This is a genomic window from Pseudomonas sp. LBUM1669, from assembly GCF_059695705.1.
This window is the reverse complement of record NZ_CP166785.1, coordinates 113,207-132,998: the sequence shown is the minus strand read 5'-3', so window position 1 is coordinate 132,998 and position 19,792 is coordinate 113,207. Positions and strand designations below refer to the sequence as shown.

At 54.6% G+C, this 19,792-nt stretch carries 14 protein-coding genes and 7 pseudogenes; 12 read left to right on the top strand and 9 right to left on the bottom strand.

The window, feature by feature from the left end; all coding sequences use genetic code 11:
• Window positions 1–38 precede the first annotated feature (38 nt).
• Window positions 39–174: pseudogene (locus ACA051_RS30575) on the bottom strand (transposase domain-containing protein); the annotation flags it as partial.
• A gap of 96 nt (window positions 175–270) precedes the next feature.
• Between ACA051_RS30575 and tnpA the strand changes: the two are divergent.
• Entirely contained in the window at window positions 271–576 is a 306-nt protein-coding gene (gene tnpA / locus ACA051_RS30570) for an IS66-like element accessory protein TnpA (protein ID WP_497375981.1), read from the top strand.
• Window positions 494–1,867: pseudogene (tnpC, locus tag ACA051_RS30565) on the top strand (IS66 family transposase); the annotation flags it as partial. The gene tnpA and the pseudogene tnpC, both read left to right, overlap by 83 nt.
• A 175-nt stretch (window positions 1,868–2,042) precedes the next feature.
• On the opposite strand, the pseudogene ACA051_RS30560 reads toward tnpC, so the two are convergent.
• The 5 genes and pseudogenes from ACA051_RS30560 to ACA051_RS30540 all read right to left on the bottom strand — a co-directional run bounded on the left by ACA051_RS30560 (window position 2,043) and on the right by ACA051_RS30540 (window position 6,813).
• Window positions 2,043–3,259, bottom strand: a pseudogene (locus tag ACA051_RS30560) (IS3 family transposase).
• A 185-nt stretch (window positions 3,260–3,444) separates the two neighbouring features.
• Window positions 3,445–4,039 (bottom strand): annotated as a pseudogene (locus ACA051_RS30555) (IS3 family transposase); the annotation flags it as partial.
• Window positions 4,040–4,211: 172 nt separating this feature from the next.
• Window positions 4,212–5,015: an IS21-like element helper ATPase IstB gene (istB, locus tag ACA051_RS30550; protein ID WP_497375796.1), complete on the bottom strand. Its 804-nt coding sequence runs from the start codon at window positions 5,013–5,015 to the stop codon at window positions 4,212–4,214.
• Complete coding sequence (gene istA, locus ACA051_RS30545) at window positions 5,008–6,507, bottom strand: IS21 family transposase (protein ID WP_497376021.1); 1,500 nt, start codon at window positions 6,505–6,507, stop codon at window positions 5,008–5,010. The genes istB and istA overlap by 8 nt, the downstream gene beginning before the upstream one ends.
• Window positions 6,508–6,591: 84 nt before the next feature.
• A complete protein-coding gene (locus ACA051_RS30540; RefSeq protein WP_497375979.1) occupies window positions 6,592–6,813 on the bottom strand; it encodes a transposase in 222 nt (73 codons plus the stop codon).
• 368 nt (window positions 6,814–7,181) lie between these two features.
• On the opposite strand from ACA051_RS30540, the gene ACA051_RS30535 reads away from it, so the two are divergent.
• A complete protein-coding gene (locus ACA051_RS30535) occupies window positions 7,182–8,156 on the top strand; it encodes an L-tyrosine/L-tryptophan isonitrile synthase family protein (RefSeq protein ID WP_497375977.1) in 975 nt (324 codons plus the stop codon).
• Between the two features lie 174 nt (window positions 8,157–8,330).
• Window positions 8,331–9,209 (top strand): class I SAM-dependent methyltransferase, encoded by an 879-nt coding sequence (locus tag ACA051_RS30530; protein WP_497375975.1) that lies wholly within the window; start codon window positions 8,331–8,333, stop codon window positions 9,207–9,209.
• Between the two features lie 184 nt (window positions 9,210–9,393).
• On the opposite strand, the pseudogene ACA051_RS30525 reads toward ACA051_RS30530, so the two are convergent.
• A pseudogene (locus tag ACA051_RS30525) lies at window positions 9,394–9,543 on the bottom strand (IS30 family transposase); the annotation flags it as partial.
• Window positions 9,544–9,779: 236 nt separating this feature from the next.
• Here ACA051_RS30525 and ACA051_RS30520 point away from each other — a divergent pair.
• Both ACA051_RS30520 and ACA051_RS30515 read left to right on the top strand, forming a co-directional pair.
• Window positions 9,780–10,130, top strand: a pseudogene (locus tag ACA051_RS30520) (transposase); the annotation flags it as partial.
• A gap of 342 nt (window positions 10,131–10,472) precedes the next feature.
• A pseudogene (locus ACA051_RS30515) lies at window positions 10,473–10,589 on the top strand (hypothetical protein); the annotation flags it as partial.
• Here ACA051_RS30515 and ACA051_RS30510 read toward each other — a convergent pair.
• A complete protein-coding gene (locus ACA051_RS30510; RefSeq protein ID WP_497376036.1) occupies window positions 10,590–10,724 on the bottom strand; it encodes a hypothetical protein in 135 nt (44 codons plus the stop codon). It lies immediately after the preceding pseudogene.
• Window positions 10,725–11,210: 486 nt separating this feature from the next.
• On the opposite strand from ACA051_RS30510, the gene ACA051_RS30505 reads away from it, so the two are divergent.
• The 6 genes from ACA051_RS30505 (at window position 11,211) to ACA051_RS30480 (ending at window position 18,277) form a co-directional block, all read left to right on the top strand.
• Window positions 11,211–12,143: an IS5 family transposase gene (locus ACA051_RS30505; RefSeq protein WP_497375973.1), complete on the top strand. Its 933-nt coding sequence runs from the start codon at window positions 11,211–11,213 to the stop codon at window positions 12,141–12,143.
• 625 nt (window positions 12,144–12,768) lie between these two features.
• Window positions 12,769–13,473 (top strand): ABC transporter ATP-binding protein, encoded by a 705-nt coding sequence (locus ACA051_RS30500; RefSeq protein WP_497375971.1) that lies wholly within the window; start codon window positions 12,769–12,771, stop codon window positions 13,471–13,473.
• Entirely contained in the window at window positions 13,470–14,669 is a 1,200-nt protein-coding gene (locus ACA051_RS30495; protein WP_497375969.1) for an ABC transporter permease, read from the top strand. Before ACA051_RS30500 ends, ACA051_RS30495 begins: the two co-directional genes overlap by 4 nt.
• A complete protein-coding gene (locus ACA051_RS30490) occupies window positions 14,662–16,140 on the top strand; it encodes a TolC family protein (RefSeq protein ID WP_497375967.1) in 1,479 nt (492 codons plus the stop codon). The genes ACA051_RS30495 and ACA051_RS30490 overlap by 8 nt, the downstream gene beginning before the upstream one ends.
• A complete protein-coding gene (locus tag ACA051_RS30485; protein WP_497375965.1) occupies window positions 16,133–17,383 on the top strand; it encodes an efflux RND transporter periplasmic adaptor subunit in 1,251 nt (416 codons plus the stop codon). The genes ACA051_RS30490 and ACA051_RS30485 overlap by 8 nt, the downstream gene beginning before the upstream one ends.
• Before the next feature lie 483 nt (window positions 17,384–17,866).
• Entirely contained in the window at window positions 17,867–18,277 is a 411-nt protein-coding gene (locus tag ACA051_RS30480; protein WP_497375963.1) for a carbohydrate-binding protein, read from the top strand.
• Between the two features lie 225 nt (window positions 18,278–18,502).
• On the opposite strand, the gene ACA051_RS30475 is transcribed toward ACA051_RS30480, so the two are convergent.
• Window positions 18,503–19,665 (bottom strand): IS3 family transposase gene (locus ACA051_RS30475; RefSeq protein WP_497375847.1). Its coding sequence is split into 2 segments (ribosomal slippage): window positions 18,503–19,410 and window positions 19,410–19,665, totalling 1,164 coding nucleotides; the frame shifts between segments, so codons are not numbered across the junction.
• Window positions 19,666–19,792: the final 127 nt, after the last annotated feature.

Genomic DNA, 19,792 nt, shown 5'->3' with positions numbered 1-19,792 from the left:
CTAGCGGCATATGCGTCCGGGCATCAGGCCCTGTGTGATTAGACCGGTTGCCACTTACTGCGGCATTAGTTGATTGATCTCACTCGCTTGTTGCGTAGGCAACCGCGTGAGTACATCTTTGAGATAGGCATACGGATCGTGCCCCTTCATGCACGCCGATTGGATCAAACGTAAGCGTCCGCCGAAGTCACCTACCCGATCCCAGCGATAAGAGCGATGTTGTCCACTTAAAAATACGTGGACAACATCGCCCTTATCTTCAGGATTGCCATGCGCCAAAGAACTTCTTATCCCAAACCCTTAAAAGCCCAGATCGTCCAGGAATGTCTGCAACCGGGCGTGTCGATGGCCAGCGTAGCCCGCCGCCATGGCGTCAACGCCAACCTGGTTCGAAAGTGGATACCTGCTTATCGTGATCTTCAGGCGCCAACATTGCCCGCTTTCGTTCGGATGAAACTAGCGCCCGCATCCCAGCCGCAGCCGCAGCCGCAGCCGCAGCCGCAGCCGCAAGCGCAGCGAGCAGATCAGCCCAGAGCAAGGCAACTTGCTCGACGACCTGCTCAACACCGATCTTGAGGCTATCGACGCCGAACTGAAGGCTCTGCGGCCGACTCCGGCTCCAGAAGAGAAGCGCCAGCAACCCAAGCGGGGGGCGCTGCCAGCGCAGTTTCCACGCACCGTGATCCGACATGAGCCGGAAAACACTCAGTGTGCCTGCGGCTGCCAACTTCAGCGCATCGGTGAAGATGTCAGCGAGAAGCTGGATTACACACCGGGCGTATTCACCGTCGAGCAGCATGTGCGTGGAAAATGGGCCTGCCGTCAGTGCGAAACACTGATTCAGGCACCGGTGCCGGCCCAGGTGATCGATAAAGGTATCCCGACTGCCGGCCTGCTGGCTCATGTGATGGTGGCCAAATTCGCCGACCATTTGCCGCTGTATCGGCAAGAGAAAATCTTTGGCCGCGCTGGCCTGGCTATCGCCCGCTCAACGCTGGCGCAATGGGTGGGACAGACCGGTGTACAACTTCAGCCATTGGTAGAGGCCTTACGAGAAGCTGTTTTGGCTCAACGAGTCGTCCATGCCGACGAAACGCCGGTGCAGATGCTTGCGCCCGGAGAGAAGAAAACTCACCGCGCTTATGTCTGGGCTTACTGCACCACACCGTTCTCGGCTCTTAAGGCAGTGGTCTATGACTTCAGCCCAAGCCGTGCGGGCGAACATGCACGCAACTTCCTTGGGCTGTGGAATGGCAAGCTGGTATGTGACGACTTTGGTGGTTATAAAGCCAGCTTTCAGCAAGGCGTCACTGAAATCGGCTGCATGGCCCACGCCCGTCGCAAGTTTTTCGATCTGCACGCGACTAACAAAAGCCAACTGGCTGAGCAGGCGCTGCACTCAATTGGTGGGTTGTACGAAGTTGAACGGCAAGCGAGGGAGATGAGTGATGAGGATCGCTGGCGACTACGCCAGGAAAAAGCGTCTCCCCTTATCAAAACACTACACACCTGGATGTTGGCCCAGCACGATCTTGTGCCCGAAGGATCGGCTATCGCCAAAGCTCTGGATAACAGCCTTAAGCGTTGGACGGCACTGACTCGATATCTCGAGGATGGCGCTGTGCCCATAGATAATAATCCAGTGGAAAACCAGATCCGGCCGTGGGCACTCGGCCGCTCCAACTGGTTGTTTGCCGGGTCGCTACGCAGCGGTAAAAGGGCAGCGGCGATCATGAGTTTAATCCAGTCAGCACGGATGAATGGGCATGATCCGTATGCCTATTTGAAAGATGTCCTGACGCGGCTGCCAACGCAGCGGGTGAGCGATATCGACCAACTGCTTCCGCATCAGTGGAAGCCTTCCTGACTTACGCAAGGTGAGTTGGGCGGACGCTTACAAATGAGTGACTGAAGGAGGCACTGATGACACTCTGTATCGCATGAGCCGGCCTATCACCGGCGACTACTACTTGGGCCCATCCTCAAGGGCGGCCAACTGGATCTATGGACTGGCCCCTATCAAACCGGACACCTGCACCCCGTTAAATTGATGCCGCTGCCAAACGCCTAAACTCCCGTGGTGAACGGTATTTCAGCGCGCTGTGCGGATGCTCCTCGTTGTAATGCTCAAAGGCAATTGTCAGGTTTCGCAAGGCTGTTTCCCGGTCAGGTTTGGGCATGTGGGCGACGTAGTCGCGCTTCATCGTTTTGACGAAGCTCTCGGCCACTCCATTGCTTTGCGGGCTGCGCACCGGTGTCGTCACCGGCTGCAAGCCAATCTGTCGGGCAAACTGGCGTGTCTGCTCAGCGATGTAGGCCGAGCCGTTATCGCTCAGCCATTGCACCGGGGTGGCAGGTGGTTCTTCACCGAAGCGTGTTTCCACCGCTTCCAGCATCAGATCGCGGATATCGTCGCCGCTGTACCCGGTCGGGCTGGCCACCCAACCGATGGCTTCACGATCGCAACAGTCCAGGGCAAAGGTCACGCTCAGCTTGGCGTTATCATCACAGCGAAACTCAAACCCGTCCGAGCACCACCGCGTATCGCTGGTGGCCACGGCAATTCGGCCTTCGTGACGGCGTGCCACACCCGGTTGTTTAACCCGTCGCTCCAGCAGCAACTGATGATCGCGCATGACGCGATAAACCCGCTTGACGTTGATCGGCGCCTGACTCTACTTTTCACGCCGACGACGCAGCAACCCCCACACACGGCGGTAGCCATAGCTGGGCAGCTCACTCACTTCAGCCTGAATTTCTTCGACCCGTGCGGCATCGTCCAGCGCAGGGCGACGCCGCTCGGGCCGTGCCGCAGGGTTGAGTCGAACCGTTAACTGCGAGCGCGCTACACCGAGACTTTCACTGATCAGCTTCACTGGTCGTCCCCCGGCAACAAGGGTGAGTGCGCAATCCATTTTCGCGACCGAGCAATCTCCACAGCTTCCTGGAGGATCTCGACCTGCATGGTTTTCTTGCCGAGCATGCGCTGTAGCTCCCTGATCTGCTTGAGCGCATCGGTCAGCTCGGAAGCAGGCACCACGCTCTCGCCAGCACTGACGGCCGAGAGACTGCCGCTCTGATAGAGCTTGCGCCACTGAAACAGCTGGTTGGCATTAACGCCATTCTGCCGAGCCACCACCGAGACGCTTTGCCCCGGTTGCAGGCTCTCGCGAACCATGGCCAGTTTTTGCTCCGGGCTCCAGCGGCGACGCCGCTCCTGACCCAAAAGCTCCCCACCCTTATCGTTTCTATTAGTCATATACACAGTCGTTTGCCTATCCCTTATGTTAAGGGGGAAACGGTGTCCTGTCTTTCAGGGGGCTCGTCCAGTTACCTGCCGCCCCCCCGCCCAGATCCGTACGTGCCGAACTACCGCATACGGCTCCTGCCTTGGGTACGTGACGCGAAGCGACCCTCAGGGTAAGGGTGTGCATTTCTAGGTCTAAGCTCGCTCATGAGGCGCTGAACAGTCTTGTGGTTCACAAGGTGGCCCGCTCGCCGAACGGCAGCAGTGCTACGGTGATAGCCATATCGGCCCTTGTGCTCCTCGAAAATTGAGCAAATTCTGGCCTTCAGTGCCGCGTATTTATCAACGGCTTGCTGCACCTTTTGTTGATAGTAAAACGTGCTATGAGCCTGCCCCGCCAGTTTCAGAAGGCCTTCCAGAGGGTGCTGTAGCCTCAGGTCAATCACGATTTGCGCCTTCTCCGCTGCGCTGCTCGTTCCTTCGTTTGAACCAAGGCATCGAGTTTTTTAAAAAAACATTTTCCATCCGTAACTGGTTCAATTCGGCCAGCAAATTATCACGTGTACGAGCGTCGTCGTCCGAAGAGCCAAGCAGAGTGGACGGGATTGGTTTTGTCATTTTTACGTGAAGTCCGCTTCCTGGCTGCCGGGACAAGGCACCCAAACTGCCTTCATCATACCGTCGCGCCCATTCGCCAATGATGTCGGATCTCGGGATATCGAACAGTGCTGCGGTCTGGCGATAGGACAGCTCATCTTCTCGCATGCGCTGCAATACACTCAGCTTGAACTCGGTGTTGGCGCTGATTGAAAACTGACCCACCCTGCCGATTGAAAATTGACCCAGGGCGGATTGCTGATTTTTGTCCCAGCAATTGTGGATAAAGCTTAGCAGTAGTGTCCTGGTTGAAGACGCATCGGGCCCCACCGCATGTAGGCATGCGGCAGGGTGTTTACGGTGCAGATCAGAACGGTTCATCGTCCTCGATACCATCTTCGTCCTTGCGCTTTCGTTCTCGCGATTTGATCTTTGTCTGGTCGGCCAAGGTGCTGTGTTGCAGGCGGTAGGACTCGTTGCCCGTTTCGACGATATGACAGTGGTGTGTCAGTCGATCCAGCAACGCTGTGGTCATCTTGGCGTCGCCAAATACACTCGACCATTCCGAGAAGCTGAGGTTGGTGGTGATGACCACGCTGGTGTGCTCGTACAGTTTTGAAAGCAGGTGAAATAACAGCGCGCCACCACTCTGACTGAAGGGCAAATACCCAAGCTCATCGAGTATCACCAGGTCTGTCCGAAGCAGTCCCTGGGCGATTCGGCCTGCCTTACCATCGTACTTTTCACTCTCCAGCAGGTTGACGAGATCGACCGTGGAGAAGAACCGTACTCGTTTGTTATGAGTGGTGATTCCGGACACGGCCAAGGCACTGGCCAGGTGTGTTTTTCCGGTTCCAGGCCCACCGATGAACACGACATTTTGCGCAGTCTCCGTAAACTCAAGGCTGGATAATTCCTTGACCAGACGGACATCAGCGCTGGAAGCGCTGAAGTCAAAGCCAGCGAAATCACGGTGCATGGGAAGCTTTGCCATGTTCATCTGATGATTCACAGAGCGTACGGCGCGATCTGCCTGCTCCTGTTGGAGCAGATGCTCAAGCAGCCATTTCGAGGATGCCGTCGAAGCTTCTCCCTGGGCCACCAGTTCTTCCCAAGCCTGCGCCATGCCATGCAGACGCAGTTCTTTAAGTTCTGCCATCAAGTCACGCATTGCGGCTCTCCTCATCTGTTGTACGGAGTTGGTCATATCGGGTCGTGTTGGCAACGGGAGCCACCTTGAGTTGCAGGCTGGTTTCTACGGAAGGCGGTGGTGCAGTAGCGGTGAGTCGGGCGAGAACATTTAAGATGTGATCGGCGCTCAGACTTCCCGACTCAAGCACCAGTTCTACCGCTACCAGCACCGGGTCGAGACCGGCGATGGGCACGGCAGCGAGCACCTGCGTCATGATTCGATCACCGTTGCTGTGACGTCTCAGGCCCCGTTTTAGAAGCCGCAACGGATTGGGCAGATCGGCAAACGGTGCGTCATTGCGCAGTGCACCCGGCTTGCGTTCGATGAGTGGGATGTAATGCTGCCAGTCAAAACTGACCTGATCTCGATCAAAGAGGCGCTCGTGGCTGGCAATCATTGCGTCATCGGCGATGACCACGATCCGGGATGGGTAAAGACGGCTGCTGACCCACTGGCCGACGCGCTCACAAGGCACCGAATAGCGATTTCGCGCCACGCTGATCAGGCAGGTGCTGGAGACCCGTACGGTGCGCTCGACGTAGCCATCAAAGGCCGTCGGCATCGGCATCATTTCGACCCGTTCCAGCTCCAAAACTTCCGCCACCGTCAGTCCGTTGTACTGCGGATGCAGCAGCTCGCTCCAGAGCGCACGACAGCGTTGGCCGAGCCAGGCATTCAGTTCCTCGAAGGTGTGGAACATGCAGTTTTGAGCGTCAAGCCAAATGCGCCGTCGACTGTCTTGAACGTTCTTCTCGACAATTCCCTTTTCCCAACCAGAGGCTACGTTGCAGAAATCCGGATCGAACAGGTAGTGCGCGCACATCACGGAAAACCGGGCATTGACCGTGCGGCCCTTGCCTTTATTGACCTTGTCGACAGCCGTTTTCATGTTGTCGTAGGTGCCGCGACGCGGCACGCCACCTAACGCTCCGAACGAGCGGGTATGGGCATCGAAGAGCATCTCGTGACCTTGGCTAGGGTACGCAACCAACCAGAATGCGCGACTGGCGCAAAGCTTCATGTGGGAGACCTGGATGCGTCGAAACAGGCCACCGATCAACAGCCCTTCTTCGCTCCAGTCAAATTGAAAAGCTTCACCGAGCGCAAACGTCAACGGTACAAAAGCGCGTAAAGACTTGCCTTGTTCACCTCGCCACGAGCGTACAAACGCCGTGAGCTGGCTGTAGCCGCCGTCATAACCCTCGGCCTTGATCTGCTCGAAAAGTGCTTTGGCGCTTCTGCGATTGTGCTTTGCCCGGAACGAGTCGGCTTTCAGCGCCTGTTCCAGCGTGTGGTGGAAAGGGCTGAGTTTGTTGAAGGTCGCGCACCGCTGGTACGCCGGCTGAGTGGCTTCGGGCGCTCTGACCCATTTTCGGATGGTGTTTCTCGACAGCCCGGTACGCTTGGCTATCTGATGCAGCGAGAGCTTGTCGCGGAAGTACATCCGCCGGATTTCCCCCAACATTTCCATGCTGATCACCCTGTTTTCTCCTGCTCAAAAAGTGAGCAGAAGCAGTTGAACACCTGGGTCAGTTTACAGTCGGCAGAACAGCCTCTACTGGGTCAGTTTTCGGTCAGCGGCAACAAACTCGGGGCTGTCGTGCTTCTTTCTCTTACTTTTGAGGCCTGCGGCCCCAAGTGCCTGATAGGCCGCGATCCACATTCGAAGCGATGAAACATCGACCCCTGCCGATGCTCGACACACTCTGTGACCTGCACTCCCCGAACAATAATCCTCAACGGCAGAGAGCTTCGTCTGTTCTGTGTACTTTCTCATGAGATCCCCTAATGTCGATGTCCAACATTTCGGGGGCAGATCAAAAATCGTGGACGCAATCGCCCTTATCGCCCTTGCTCTACTGCTCGGGTAGATGACTTCGACATCCGCTTATAGTCCGGCCGTGGGAGCGAAGAAATATTCTGCATTAATTGCTCGACTTGCAATTTAGATTGTATTAAGGCTAATCTAACTAATAATCAATTTTATATACAAATAAATAATATTCTGATGGGCGCACGAATGGGGGGCTACTTAAATTGGTGTAGCGAAAATTCAACAATCTAATATTATGTAGCACCCTTCAATGCCCATTGCATATGCACAATAAATGCACAATAAATGCACCGCTCGAGCTGGAGGCAACTATGGATAGTGCTCATATAGAGAATTTGTCATTAAAGATTCTTCAGGAGTTATTGCAATATAGGCGATGCTTTCCTGGGTCCGAGAAAGCTATTGCCGATGATGAGCGATTAGTTACCAGAGCTCAACTTCCACGGATCCGACATTTTATTGAGAAGCATCAGCGCATAGAGTTTGTATTGCCGGCGTTTCCCTCCAAGTCACCTAACATCAATAAAGTTCTCGGTCCCATGCCCGATATGGCGGAGCGGCTGTCACTGATTTTTCTCAATTCATTGTGTCAGCGCATTCAGCTCTATTATCCACCGGGAGGCCATATCATTATCTGCTCTGATGGCCACGTGTTTGGCGATTTGATCCGCGTCAGCGATGAGGCAATCGATGCTTATCAGCATGAAATTGAGAATCTGTTGCACGACTTAGGCGCGACATACTTACGAGTATTTAACCTGGGGGATGTCTATGGTCTGAGGCAGCATGCGGGAAATTACGACATATTTCGTCAACTGCTAGTTAAGGAGTACGCCGAGTCAGAAGAAGCGATCAGAGTGCAACTCATGCATGACGAAAAAGGGTTGCTATTATACCGGGCGATTACCCGTTTCCTGTATGAGGACAGCCAGCTACCAGGCTATGTAGGCCCCAATGTGTTGCTGCAAAAAGAGGCCAAGCGACGTGCCCTAGGGGTGATTCAGCGTAGTTGGGCATGGGGTAATTTGATAGCGAATCATTTTCCTGCGGCAATTCGCTTGTCTATTCATCCGCAGCCGGCAGACAGTTTGAAGATGGGGATTCACATGATGCCAACCAAAGACGACTGGTTGACACCATGGCATGGCGTCGCGGTGAATGTGAACGGTCAGTTTGTATTGATGAAAAACAAAGACGCCCTACAACTGCAAGGTCAACTGGTGGAAATACGTGGCATTCCCAGCCACTATATTATTGAGCGCTCTGAAATGTCGGCGCAAAATTAAAGTAAACCAACAGCAACACAAAAATATCGTCTTGGGTCCAGTTAGAGTTGCAAGGCATTGGCATTGGCAATGCTGCAAACTCCCTTCAAATAAATCCAAAATAAATACCGTCGACATCGCGAGATCAAAATGCCAATAACTACTTAAGGCTCTCTAGCGAAAAAAAGGAGAACTATGAAGCTCACAACACAGCACAATATTATTCAGAACGGTATGCCAAGCAAAACTGCGCTTCAGGTCGCAGCCCTTCGGGCGTCCCATCAGTTGCTGGATGAGCCGATCATATTCAACGATCCGGTAGCTTTGCCAATTCTTGGTCAAAAAGCGGAGGCTGACATCCGTCATGATCCTTTCCAGTTGAACGATTTAATATCCCGCAGTATACGTGCTGGATTGGTAGTGCGGAGTCGATTAGCTGAAGATTTACTGGAGCAGCTTGTACAATCCGGGGTGAAGCAGTATGTCGTTTTAGGTGCCGGACTGGACACGTTTGCGTTCAGGAATACACATCTTAATAAGGAACTGCATGTCTTCGAAGTAGATCATCCATCGACCCAGGACTGGAAGAGGGCCGTCCTTAAAGAGGCGCGCATACAAATACCTGACTCGATGACGTTTGTGGCAATCGATTTTGAAAATAATACCTTAGCGGAAGGATTACAGAGTGCCGGGTTTCGCGCAGACCAACCGGCCTATTTTTCTTGGCTAGGTGTAACCATGTATCTATCTTGGGAAGCGATTTTTGAAACGCTAAAATTTGTCGCATCGATGCCCAAGGGGAGTGGAATAGTATTCGATTACGGAGTATTGCCGTCTTTGCTCAACCCGATTGATAACGCGATCGCGGATTACATTGGCAACCTCATCACTGAGTTGGGTGAACCATGGAAAACATCGTTTGACCCGATCGTCATTCAAAAAGAACTGCAAAGTATCGGATTTCATTCCATAGAAGACTTAGGCCCTTTTGAGCTGAATGCACGCTACCTACCCAGTCGAAAAGACGGCTTACAAACGGGAGGGGTATTTCGGTTGATATATGCGGCAATCTGAATTTAAGTAAATGCGGATTTTACGGGTTCGGTGTTTTAAAGGTGATTCTTACGCCAACTGACTAACATTGTGTTGCTGTTCCTGACCCAGGTTCAGCAGCATTTCTCCATGGTCGCGCGTTGTTTTGGCTGATGCTCTTTCAGAGCAACATTTTACCGGCTGCCTCAGTTTCCAAGTGCAACAGTCAGTTAATGTTTTCGAGCTGGTTGCTCGCTGATAGCTGAAGGTAATCAACCAGTACTTTGACCGGAAATTTCCAGCCCTGAGTCTCGCGTGGCCGAGTGTTCAGTAAGTCGGCGATTTCGTCCAGCCGTTCCTGGGTGACCAGCGAGACATCAGCTGAATCGTATCGTCCCAACTGGCTATGTCGCCGGATCTCACGACTAATTGTGCTGGGGAGACGCCTGAGTAAAACGGAATAGTTCGTAGAGTGAGCTGTTGAAGCGCATCACCATGATGGCTTTTTATAATCAGCTGAATCTTTCTTCGCCCCGCCCCGGCACCAAACTCCCACTTAGACTTACGGGCAGGTACAAATCCAGCGTGGTGATGGCCAGGGATCGCTGTGTGTTGCTGCACGGTGCCGAAACCTATGTTTCGGGTGACGCTGGATACACCGGTGCAGCCAAGCGACCGAAGCATGCTGAGCGGGACGTTATCTGGTCTATTGCAGCACGGCCAAGCAGCTACAAGCTGCACGGCGAAGGCAGTGTGCTGTACCGGGTCAAGCGCAAGATCGAATACGCCAAGGCGCAACTGCGTGCCAAGGTCGAGCACCCATTCCAGGTAATCAAGGTGCGCTTCAATCATCGCAAGGTTCGCTACCGTGGGCTGGAAAAGAATACGGCGCAGTTGTTCAGTCTGTTTGGGTTGGCCAATCTGATGCTGGCCAAGCGGTATTTGCAACGGGCGGCGGGATAAATCCGTCTAAAAGGCGAGGCTGACCCGAAAATCAGCAAAATGAGGGCGAAAATCGGCCCCGGAAATGCAAAATAAGGCCGGTAGGTTGAAAAAACCGGCTTGGAAATGGGGGCGGTGCGAACGGGTTAATTGTTCAGCGTCTGCCTAGGACCATCACGCAGGATCTCATTTGCGATATTGAGCGGCTGGTGGCGTTTGCGAGCATCTTTGGCTGCGGGGTGGCGGATTTGTTGATCGAGACCAGTCCACATCCGGACGATCAGGCGAACCGGACCCAGTAGCCTTGACTCGCCTGCATGAAACGCTTGGCAGCGGCGCGAAATAGAGCTTACCGAACAGAGATTGGAACACGTAGGCCTTACCTTCATTGATGCGTCGCGCGCCTCAACGCCAGATGGCGAACGGTTGACTTGGAGATCATCAGGGATAATGCGGGGCCGTTTGGTCACTCTTGATCCTTTACCGAGGCGCACTGCGCATGATCCGTCCCACCAAAGCAGACACCCAGACGCCGCCATTGCTCCCAAGGTCCATGAACAGATCAAGGATCGTCTGACCCCCACCGAAGCCGAGCACTCGGCTCGGGTGCTGCATGCGGCTTAACCACTTTCAGAAAAGTCCTACAGCCCGTAGCAAAAATAGATGGTTATAATTTCGCCGGGCTACCCAGCCTGACTCTTTAAAAATCATACAACCAAGGAAATACGAAATGAAAAAGGCAATTTTGTGGGGAATTGTAGCTTGCGGTTTTATTACGTTAACAGGTTGCGACATTGATATCGAAAAATGCATGCAGTATGGCTGCATTTTAAACTAAAAACGCTTTAATGGCGTGTCTGCAAGTTACCGCCGCGAGGTTGCGAAAAACAGGCAGTGTCGCAGACCTCTATTCTGGAGATTAACCAGACGCGCCTCTTGCTGACTCCCAGTGCTCCGCTTTTCACCAAGGCTGTTCCCCGCAATTGACTTCTAATTGCGGGGATTTTTTCTAGAGCACGAACTATTCCTAGGGAAACTCTGAAAAAGACTTCCAGATCTGGTGAAATACCCACCACGCACAAACGGAACAGTTGAGCCCCGATGAAACAGATGTCCTTCGCCGACGCCGAATATGCCGGCAAACGTAAGCAGACTCGCCGCGAGCGCTTCCTGATCGAGATGGATCAGGTCGTGCCCTGGAAGGGCTTGGTTACTTTGATCGAGCCGCATTATCCAAAGGGCGAAGGGGGTCGTCCAGCGTATCCGCTGATGGCGATGTTGCGGGTCCATCTGATCCAGAACTGGTTCGGCTACAGCGATCCGGCGATGGAAGAGGCATTGTACGAGACCACGATCCTGCGCCAGTTTTCGGGGCTGCACCTAGATCGGATTCCCGATGAAACCACGATCCTCAACTTCCGCCGCTTGTTGGAAAAACATGAGTTGGCAGGCGGGATTTTGCAGGTTATCAATGGCTATCTGGGCGACCGTGGCCTGCTGTTGCGTCATGGCACGGTGGTCGATGCGACGATCCTTCACGCGCCGAGTTCGACCAAGAACAAGGACGGCAAACGCGATCCCGAAATGCACCAAACCAAGAAAGGGAATCAGTACTTTTTTGGTATGAAAGCGCACATCGGCGTCGACGCTGAATCCGGCTTGGTGCATAGCCTGGTGGGCACGGCGGCCAATGTGGCGGACGTGACGCAGGTCGATCAGTTGCTGCACGGCGAGGAAACTTACGTGTCTGGTGACGCCGGTTACACCGGCGTGGACAAACGTCCCGAGCATCAGGATCGCAAGATGATCTGGTCGATTGCCGCCCGGCCAAGCAGCTATAAAAAGCATGGAAAAAAGAGTTTGATCGGTCGTCTGCGGCGCAAGATCGAATACCCCAAAGCCCAAGTACGCGCCAAGGTTGAACATCCGTTTCGGGTAATCAAGCGTCAGTTTGTCTATACGAAAGTGCGCTTTCGCGGCCTGATGAAAAATACCGCGCAACAGGCCACGCTATTTGCCCTGTCGAATCTGTGAATGATGCGAAAACGGCTGCTGGTTGTGGGAGAGGTGCGCCTGTAATCCGGGAAAAGCGCCTTGAAAAGGCGTCGTTCAAGGGTGAACGATGAGTTAAGAACAGGAAAGGTCTGATTTCTGACCAAACCAGTGTTTTTTGAACCTCCACCAAAGAGGGCATCAAAAATCGCTGACTACTTCAGACCTTCCTTAGAGGTAGTGAGAAGGAACTCCAATCGTCGGATTAAAAATCCTCAATTGAGAAGGCCACATCAGCTAAAAGAGTGACAATGAACGCTAAAACTTCGACCTGCCAAGCCGCTCGCGATGCTTATTTATCACCCTTAATTATCTGCACCTGATGCCAGTAACTTCACACTACAAGGCAAATAATTAAACACTTCTTAGACCACTAAATTTTAGTAAAAAAAGCGGCCGCCTGGGAGCGTCATTGGAAAATAAATTTCGTAAAAACTTTCTGGCAAGCTGGGCCGCTGTTGAGCAGCATGAAAGCACCCATACGCGTGACCGTTTTCTCCTTTCATGCCCCGCAAAAAAAACAACACCGCACAGTATTTCTGAAAGTCAGCCTTGTTACAGGCTCTCAAGGCTCGACGAAACTTTCGGCTCTATAGGCGTATTCACGATGATAGTCGCATCCACGCTCCAAAACTTCATATCTCTGCAAGGCATCGGCAAAAGCTATCAACTGGCCGGGCAGCACCTGTCCATTCTCAATGATGTGTGCTTGACCATCGAGCGCGGTGACACTTGCGGCATCCTCGGCGCCTCCGGTTCCGGCAAAAGCACCCTGCTTAATATCCTGGGACTGCTGGACCTGCCCGACTGCGGTGCATACCAGTTTGCCGGCCACGACATTTTCAGCGCCCGCCCCGATCAACTGGCGGCGATTCGCAATCAGCAAATCGGTTTTGTATTCCAGAGCTTCAACCTACTGGCGCGCCTCAGTGCCCTGGATAACGTCGCCCTACCCCTGAGCTATCGGGGCGTATCACGCCACGAGTCGATGGAGCAGGCCATGCACAAACTCGAGCAAGTAGGCCTGGCTGAGCGTGCACACCATCTCCCCTCCGACCTGTCCGGTGGCCAGCGTCAACGGGTGGCCATTGCCCGGGCACTGGTTGGTAAGCCCTCCGTGATCCTCGCCGACGAACCTACCGGCAATCTCGACACCACCACCGCCCAGGAAATCATGGACCTGCTGCTAGCGCTCAATCGTGAACAACAAGTAACGTTGATTATTGTCACCCACGACCCACATATTGCCGAGCGCCTGAATCGGCAGATTTTGGTGCGCAATGGCATTGTGCACGAGGCTGGGCGTCTATGAGCCTTCGAGGTGAACAGCGCCCGCCCCAACTGCTGCACGAGGCCCTTGTCAGTCTCCGCACCCTGGGTAAACGTTCGATACTGGCGCTGGTAGGGATTGTTATCGGCAGTTCCTCGGTAGTGGCGCTGATCAATATCGGCCAAAACGCCGCCGAAGACGCCGCGATGATTTTCACAGATATGGGCACAGATACCCTAGTGGTGCAATTCTCTCCCAAAGGCTCCAGCACCGCGCCGATGCCCGCCAGCCTCGACCTCGAAGCGGTACAAAACACCGTACCGGGCATTGCCCATATTGGCGCTATCTCCCTATCCTACGGGCCAGTGGTGTTCCAAGGACGCACAGTCGCCACTGGGCTGGTCGGCAGCACCCCAGACCTAAACGAGGCCATGCGCATTAGTGTGCGCGAAGGACGCTTCCTGTCGAGTTTCGATGCACGTGAAACCTACGCGGTACTTGGCGACCAAATCGCCCAGGACCTGAGCGCTCCCGGGGACCCGGTACAACTTGGCGATCGGGTAAGCATCAATGACTATTTATTTCTTGTTGTAGGCATTCTGCCCCCCCAGCCCAAGTCGATGCTGATGCCGGTGCAGGTCAACGAATCACTGTTTCTACCCGCCCCGGGCCTGCAGCGCATTTATGCTACTCCGCAAGTTACCTACGTGATTATCCGCGCCTCGCCCGGGCAGGACATGGAGCGCATTGCTCGGGACGCTGGCGAGGTGCTGCGCGCTCAACTCGCCGACCACGACGTCGATATCCAGGTGCCCCAGCAAATTATCGATGGCATGACCCAGCAACGCCGCACCTTTGCCTACCTGCTGCTAGCCCTCGGCGCGATTTCCCAAGTGGGCGGTGGCGTCGGGGTGATGAATGTGATGCTGATGAACGTCTCGGAACGTCGCCGGGAGATCGGCATTCGCATAGCCCTCGGCGCACGCCAGCGGGACATTCGTAATTTGTTCTTGCTGGAGGCCGTGATCCTGACTGCCGTCGGAGCAGTGTGCGGCGCTGTACTGGGCATGTCTGCTGCGTATCTATACGCCTGGCTGGCCGGCTGGCAGTTTTCCTTGGCGGTGGCTGCCGTGCCTCTGGGGGTAGGCAGTACCTTGTTGGTAGGCTTGTTTTTCGGCATCTCTCCGGCGCTCACGGCCTCGCGGCTGCAACCGGTGGAGGCTCTGCGCGATGAGTAAATGGATGCTGTTGATGTTTACTCTTGTCAGCCTGCAAAGCGTTGCCGCCGACGTGGTGATTCGCCCTTCGGCGCCGAGTACCACGCGCACTGGCTATGACCGCGGCGTGTCGCTGAATGCGCAGCCCACAACCATAACCCTCAGCGATGCGGTGTACCTAGGCGTGCGCAACAACCCGGCAATCCGTAGCGCTTTTCTGCAACGGGTGGCGCAGAAGTTCGACCTGCGGGTGGCTGAAAACATCTTCAACCCCAAACTCACTCTCAATAGCGACTACACCACCACCCGTGGCAACGACGACAACGTGCGTACCGCCAATCTGGCGTCCGAGGCTACGTTGCTCGGCGAATACGGTACGCGCTTGAGCATGGCTTGGACCCAGCAACTGAAAAATGCCAACAGTACCGGCCGTTACCGCAGCGACGGTCTCGACCTGGCACTGATCCAACCCCTGATGCGCGGCGCCGGCTGGGACGCCACCACTGCCCCTTTGCGCCTTTCGCGCCTGTCGGAGCAGGCTAACCGCCTGAACCTCAAGGCCAATGTGGCGCAAACCATCAGCACTATCATTACGACTTACAGGCAGCTGCTACGGGCCCAGGAGCAGTTGAGCATCGTCCAGGGTGCCCTCAAGCGCTCAAACACACTGCTTGAGGTGAACAAGGCGTTGATCAGTGCCGGTCGAATGGCCGAGTTCGAGATAGTGCAGACCGAAGCCGATATCGCCACCCAGCATCTGGGGGTTGAGGAAGCCCAAAATCAACTCGACACAAGCCGCCTGGCCCTGCTGCGCCTTCTAGCCCTTGATCTGTCGACGCCCATCCGCGCTAGCGAAGCCCTTAAAGCCGAGCGGTTGGTCATCGACAAAGGCCAGGCCTTCAGCTTGGCGCAGAACCAGCAACCGGGGTACCTCGCCACCCTGCTGGGCAGCCAAGAAGCTGACCTCAACCTGGTGATCGCCAAAGATTCTGGACGCTGGCAAGTGGACTTGGTGACCGGCGTCAAGCAGGTGCGCGATGCCTACAGTAGCGACAATGGCATCCCCAATAACCGCAACTGGGACAGCTATGCCGGCGTGCAGGTGCAGATCCCCATTGGCGATATCAGCACCCGCCAGGCTGAGGTAAACGCGCGGGTGGGTGTGGAAAACCAGGAGATCCTCATCGCCGATGCGCGCCAGCAACTGGAACGCGACGTCAACGATGTGGTACGCGACCTCGGCACCCGATGGCGCCAATACGAAATATCGCAGCGCGCGGTAGAGCTTTCTAAACGCAAGATCGAGATCGAACGGGAAAAGCTCAGCGCCGGACGCTCCACTAACTTCCAGGTGCTGAGCTATGAAACCGACCTGCGCAATGCCGAGGACTCACAGCTCAATGCGCTGATCGCCTATTTGAACGCCCAGACCCAACTGGATTTGATCCTGGGCATGACGCTGGACAGTTGGGAAATCGCCCTCAATGATTAGTAAGAAACGCCTGATGGGCGCCATGTTGATTCTCCTGTTGGCCGGTGTTGGCATCACGCTGCTCAGCCGTCAAAGTCGGGCCACAGACCCGTCGGGCAACGCCGAGCAATGGTTGGAAGTGAAGGTTGGCCCGCTGGTGCACCAGATCGGCCTAGTGGGCACGATCGAGCCCGAAACCACCCTCACACTCACCGCGCCGTTCGATGGCAATGTGCAAGCCAACCTAGTGGAACAGGGGCAGCGAGTAGAAGCCGGCCAGTTGCTGGTACGTATGGACCCGGCCACTCTCGAGGTGCAACTGCGCGACGCGCTCTCCGCCAAACTCAAATCTCGGCGCACCGTTCAGGAGATGCAGGACTGGGACAGCGGCCCGCAAGTCAGCCGCGCTCGCCTCAGCCTGCGCACCGCCGAAATGTCCGCCAGCAGCACCCAACGCAAACTCACCGAAAGTGAAAAATTGTTCCAGCGCGGAATCATCCCGCGCATTGAGCTGGACGATCTCAAGCAACAGGCTACCCAGCAACAGCTGGACGTAACCGCCGCCCGCAACGAGTTGCAGCAGGCCATGGATCAGGGCAAGGGCGAATACCGGCAGATCGCAGAAATGGAGCTTATCAACGCCACCGTGAAATACCAGGCGCTGCAAAAACTGTTGGAAGACAAGGAGGTTAAGGCACCTTTCTCTGGCATCGTGGTGCCAGCGCCCGGCAACAATTTCCTGCGCGGCAACAGCACGCCGGTCCAAGCCGGCAGCAAGGTAAGTCAGGGAGAAGTGCTGTTCGGGCTAGTAAATATCGAGCGATTGAAAATCGTCGCCAAGGTCTCGGAGCTGGACATCAATCATCTGCATCAAGGGCAGGCAGTGGAAGTGACGGGGGACGGGTTTGACGGTGAACGACTGCAGGGTTTAGTCAGCGTAGTTAGCGGCCTCGCGATTGCTGGCAACACCCAGAACAGCGCGCAATTTCCGGTGACGCTTTCGATCCCCGCGTTGACGCCGCAGCAGTTGAAGCGGGTACGATTGGGGATGAGTGCACGACTGACCATTGTGATTTACACCAATGATCAGGCGATCATTGTACCGGCCCAGGCGATTACGCGTAGGGATGGCGGCCAGTGGGTGGGGTACCGGTCGGCGATGGATAAGCCAGTGGAGCAAGTAAAGGTGACCACCGGGCAGTCGACAGCGCAAGGAGTAGAGGTATTTGGGTTGACGCCGGGTTTTGTCCGGGTTGGGTTGTAAATGAGGCGTCTGACCGCCCTTCTCTGACTGAGGGAGGGCGGTCTCATGAACAAGTGCAACCGTCAGTTAATGGTTTCTGTAAATTCATTGCGCCTGATATGCACTGCAGTATCGGCAGGCGATTTGTTCGTAATTGGGGTCGATAGAACAAACGGCAAAATCATACACTAGCATTCGGTCTGTCCTGATTGGAAAAAACTAAGCGGACAGGGGGGAGATTTTACTAATTATCAAAAACAACTTTTTATTTTTTCGTTAGCTCACTCCCACACTACGCCTGATTATTAACTGGCGATGATCTCGGATCATCATTTCTACCGTGCAGATGCTCTACTCGCTCAGCCTCGCGAGGGTTACTGCGGCGACATATTCAGGAAATCCCTACATCTATTTATGCAGCGAGTAATAATACTGGGCATACCCAATCAATACTGTGGGTTGATTGAGATCCCCCCTTTAAAACATTTTGAAATAGGTAATCCAATGAACAAGAAGATCCTGTATTTGGCCGCGCTCTTGGGCCCAGTCGTCTCGCTTTCCGCCATGGCCTATCCGCAATACAATAATGATGTGTCGTATTCTTCTAACGCTATCGTTGAATATCAAGGGCGTGTATTCGTCCTTTGCTCAGACTGTTATTCGCGCCAAAAAGAGCCGGTGGTCGGCAATCGCTGGAGCTGGGGCAACTCTTGGGACGATAGGGGGGGGGTCGGAACGGTGGTTACGATTACAGCTCCCGCTTGGAAGTCGGGGTCTGCTTACGCATACGGCGCCCTCGTCAGCTACGGTGGGGTGAAGTACAAGGCGATCACCGTCATCAGCGCAGGTTCAGCGGGATCGCGCATGACTCCGGCAGATGCCGCTGCCATCAAGAAGGGTTGGGCCCGCGCCTAGCATATGTAGGTATGCTGCGTATGCGCAAGCATGCCCCATGATTGCAAGCGTCCGGCGAATACGCCTTGCGTAGTTCAACGGACGCTTACTGTCATTTGATTTTTTTAGATTTAATCGACAGTTAACACGCCAAGACTATTTAGTGTTCTTAAAATTTTGAAGCCTACTAATTAAGGAAGATCTATGAATCCTACCCTCTGGTTTGGTGTGATAGGAATGTAGTGGTCAACTAATCCCGGACACGACGTTAAGTTTTTCCTCGGCCCGAGCTGGCGCCAGCCCACCGTTGAATTGGTGAGGCCGAATCCAGTTGTAACGATGCATCAAGAAATGGCTGATATCCCGCTGAGCTTCTTGAGCAGTTCGATAGCCTAGGGTCGGTATCCATTCTGTTTTCAAGCTGCGAAATACTCGTTCCATCGGTGCGTTGTCCCAGCAATTTCCCCGGCGACTCATGCTCTGACCTATGCGATATCGCCACAACCGCTGACGAAACAGTCGGCTTGCATATTGCGACCCTTGATCCGAGTGGAATAGCAGACCCGGAGGCCTGCCACGCTGCTCGTAGGCCATATCCAGCGCCTTGATCACCAGTTCGGCGTCCGGCTTATCCGACAGTGCCCAGCCCACTATCCGCCGAGTGCACAGATCCAGAACGACAGCCAGGTAATTCCATTTTCCTTGCGCCCAAATATAGGTAATGTCGCCGCACCAGACTTGATTGGGCGCGGGCACATCAAATTCACGGTTCAAGGTATTCGGGATATCGAGTCTTTCTACTGTCGCTCGTTTATAGGCATGTGAGCCTGGTTGTTTGCTGACTAAATCAAGCTCGCGCATCAAGCTGCGCACTTTAAATCGCCCGAGTTGCTCACCGTCTTCACGCATCAATGCCAGGATGCTGCGACTGCCCGCAGCACTACGGCTTTGCGAGAATAATTCACTGACCCGGCTGCGCAATCGAAGCCGATCAACGTCGGGCGTGCGGCGCCGCAGGCGCCGGGCGTAGTAGCACGAGCGGGGCACATCGAGCACCTTGCACAGCCAGTCAATCGGCTCATGGGTACTCAGCTGGTCAATCAGCGCAAACGCTCGTGATCTTCCGACATCAAGAGCGCGGTAGCCTTTTTTAGTATGGATTTTTCTCGCTCAAGCCGCGCGATCCGGGCTTCCAACTCCTGAATTTTCTGCTGCTCTGGGGTCAGCGCCTTGCTTTGCGGAGTGACGCCTTGGCGCTCTTTCTGAACCTGGTCAACCCAGCGGCGCAGCGCTGACTCACCAATGCCGAGTGAGCGGCTGGCTTCGATGTAGCTGTAGTTTTGCTTGAGCACGAGGTCGGCAGCCTCGCGTTTGAATTCAGCCGTAAAGGAGCGGCGTTGTTTGGTCATCTGACACCTCGATCTGGCGAGCATTCTCGCCTAAATGGGTGTCCGGTTTCATTAGACCACTACAATTCAGAAATTGTCCTACAGCCAGGTTTTTTTGCTCTCGATATTCTTAAAGAGTTATGTATCT

What these genes read in the sequence shown, in the direction of transcription:
- tnpA (WP_497375981.1), top strand. Translation starts at nt 271, where the DNA reads ATGCGCCAAAGAACTTCTTATCCCAAACCCTTAAAAGCCCAGATCGTC.
- istB (WP_497375796.1), bottom strand. Translation starts at nt 5,015, where the DNA reads ATGCGTGACTTGATGGCAGAACTTAAAGAACTGCGTCTGCATGGCATG.
- istA (WP_497376021.1), bottom strand. Translation starts at nt 6,507, where the DNA reads ATGGAAATGTTGGGGGAAATCCGGCGGATGTACTTCCGCGACAAGCTC.
- ACA051_RS30540 (WP_497375979.1), bottom strand. Translation starts at nt 6,813, where the DNA reads ATGAGAAAGTACACAGAACAGACGAAGCTCTCTGCCGTTGAGGATTAT.
- ACA051_RS30535 (WP_497375977.1), top strand. Translation starts at nt 7,182, where the DNA reads ATGGATAGTGCTCATATAGAGAATTTGTCATTAAAGATTCTTCAGGAG.
- ACA051_RS30530 (WP_497375975.1), top strand. Translation starts at nt 8,331, where the DNA reads ATGAAGCTCACAACACAGCACAATATTATTCAGAACGGTATGCCAAGC.
- ACA051_RS30510 (WP_497376036.1), bottom strand. Translation starts at nt 10,724, where the DNA reads ATGCAGCACCCGAGCCGAGTGCTCGGCTTCGGTGGGGGTCAGACGATC.
- ACA051_RS30505 (WP_497375973.1), top strand. Translation starts at nt 11,211, where the DNA reads ATGAAACAGATGTCCTTCGCCGACGCCGAATATGCCGGCAAACGTAAG.
- ACA051_RS30500 (WP_497375971.1), top strand. Translation starts at nt 12,769, where the DNA reads ATGATAGTCGCATCCACGCTCCAAAACTTCATATCTCTGCAAGGCATC.
- ACA051_RS30495 (WP_497375969.1), top strand. Translation starts at nt 13,470, where the DNA reads ATGAGCCTTCGAGGTGAACAGCGCCCGCCCCAACTGCTGCACGAGGCC.
- ACA051_RS30490 (WP_497375967.1), top strand. Translation starts at nt 14,662, where the DNA reads ATGAGTAAATGGATGCTGTTGATGTTTACTCTTGTCAGCCTGCAAAGC.
- ACA051_RS30485 (WP_497375965.1), top strand. Translation starts at nt 16,133, where the DNA reads ATGATTAGTAAGAAACGCCTGATGGGCGCCATGTTGATTCTCCTGTTG.
- ACA051_RS30480 (WP_497375963.1), top strand. Translation starts at nt 17,867, where the DNA reads ATGAACAAGAAGATCCTGTATTTGGCCGCGCTCTTGGGCCCAGTCGTC.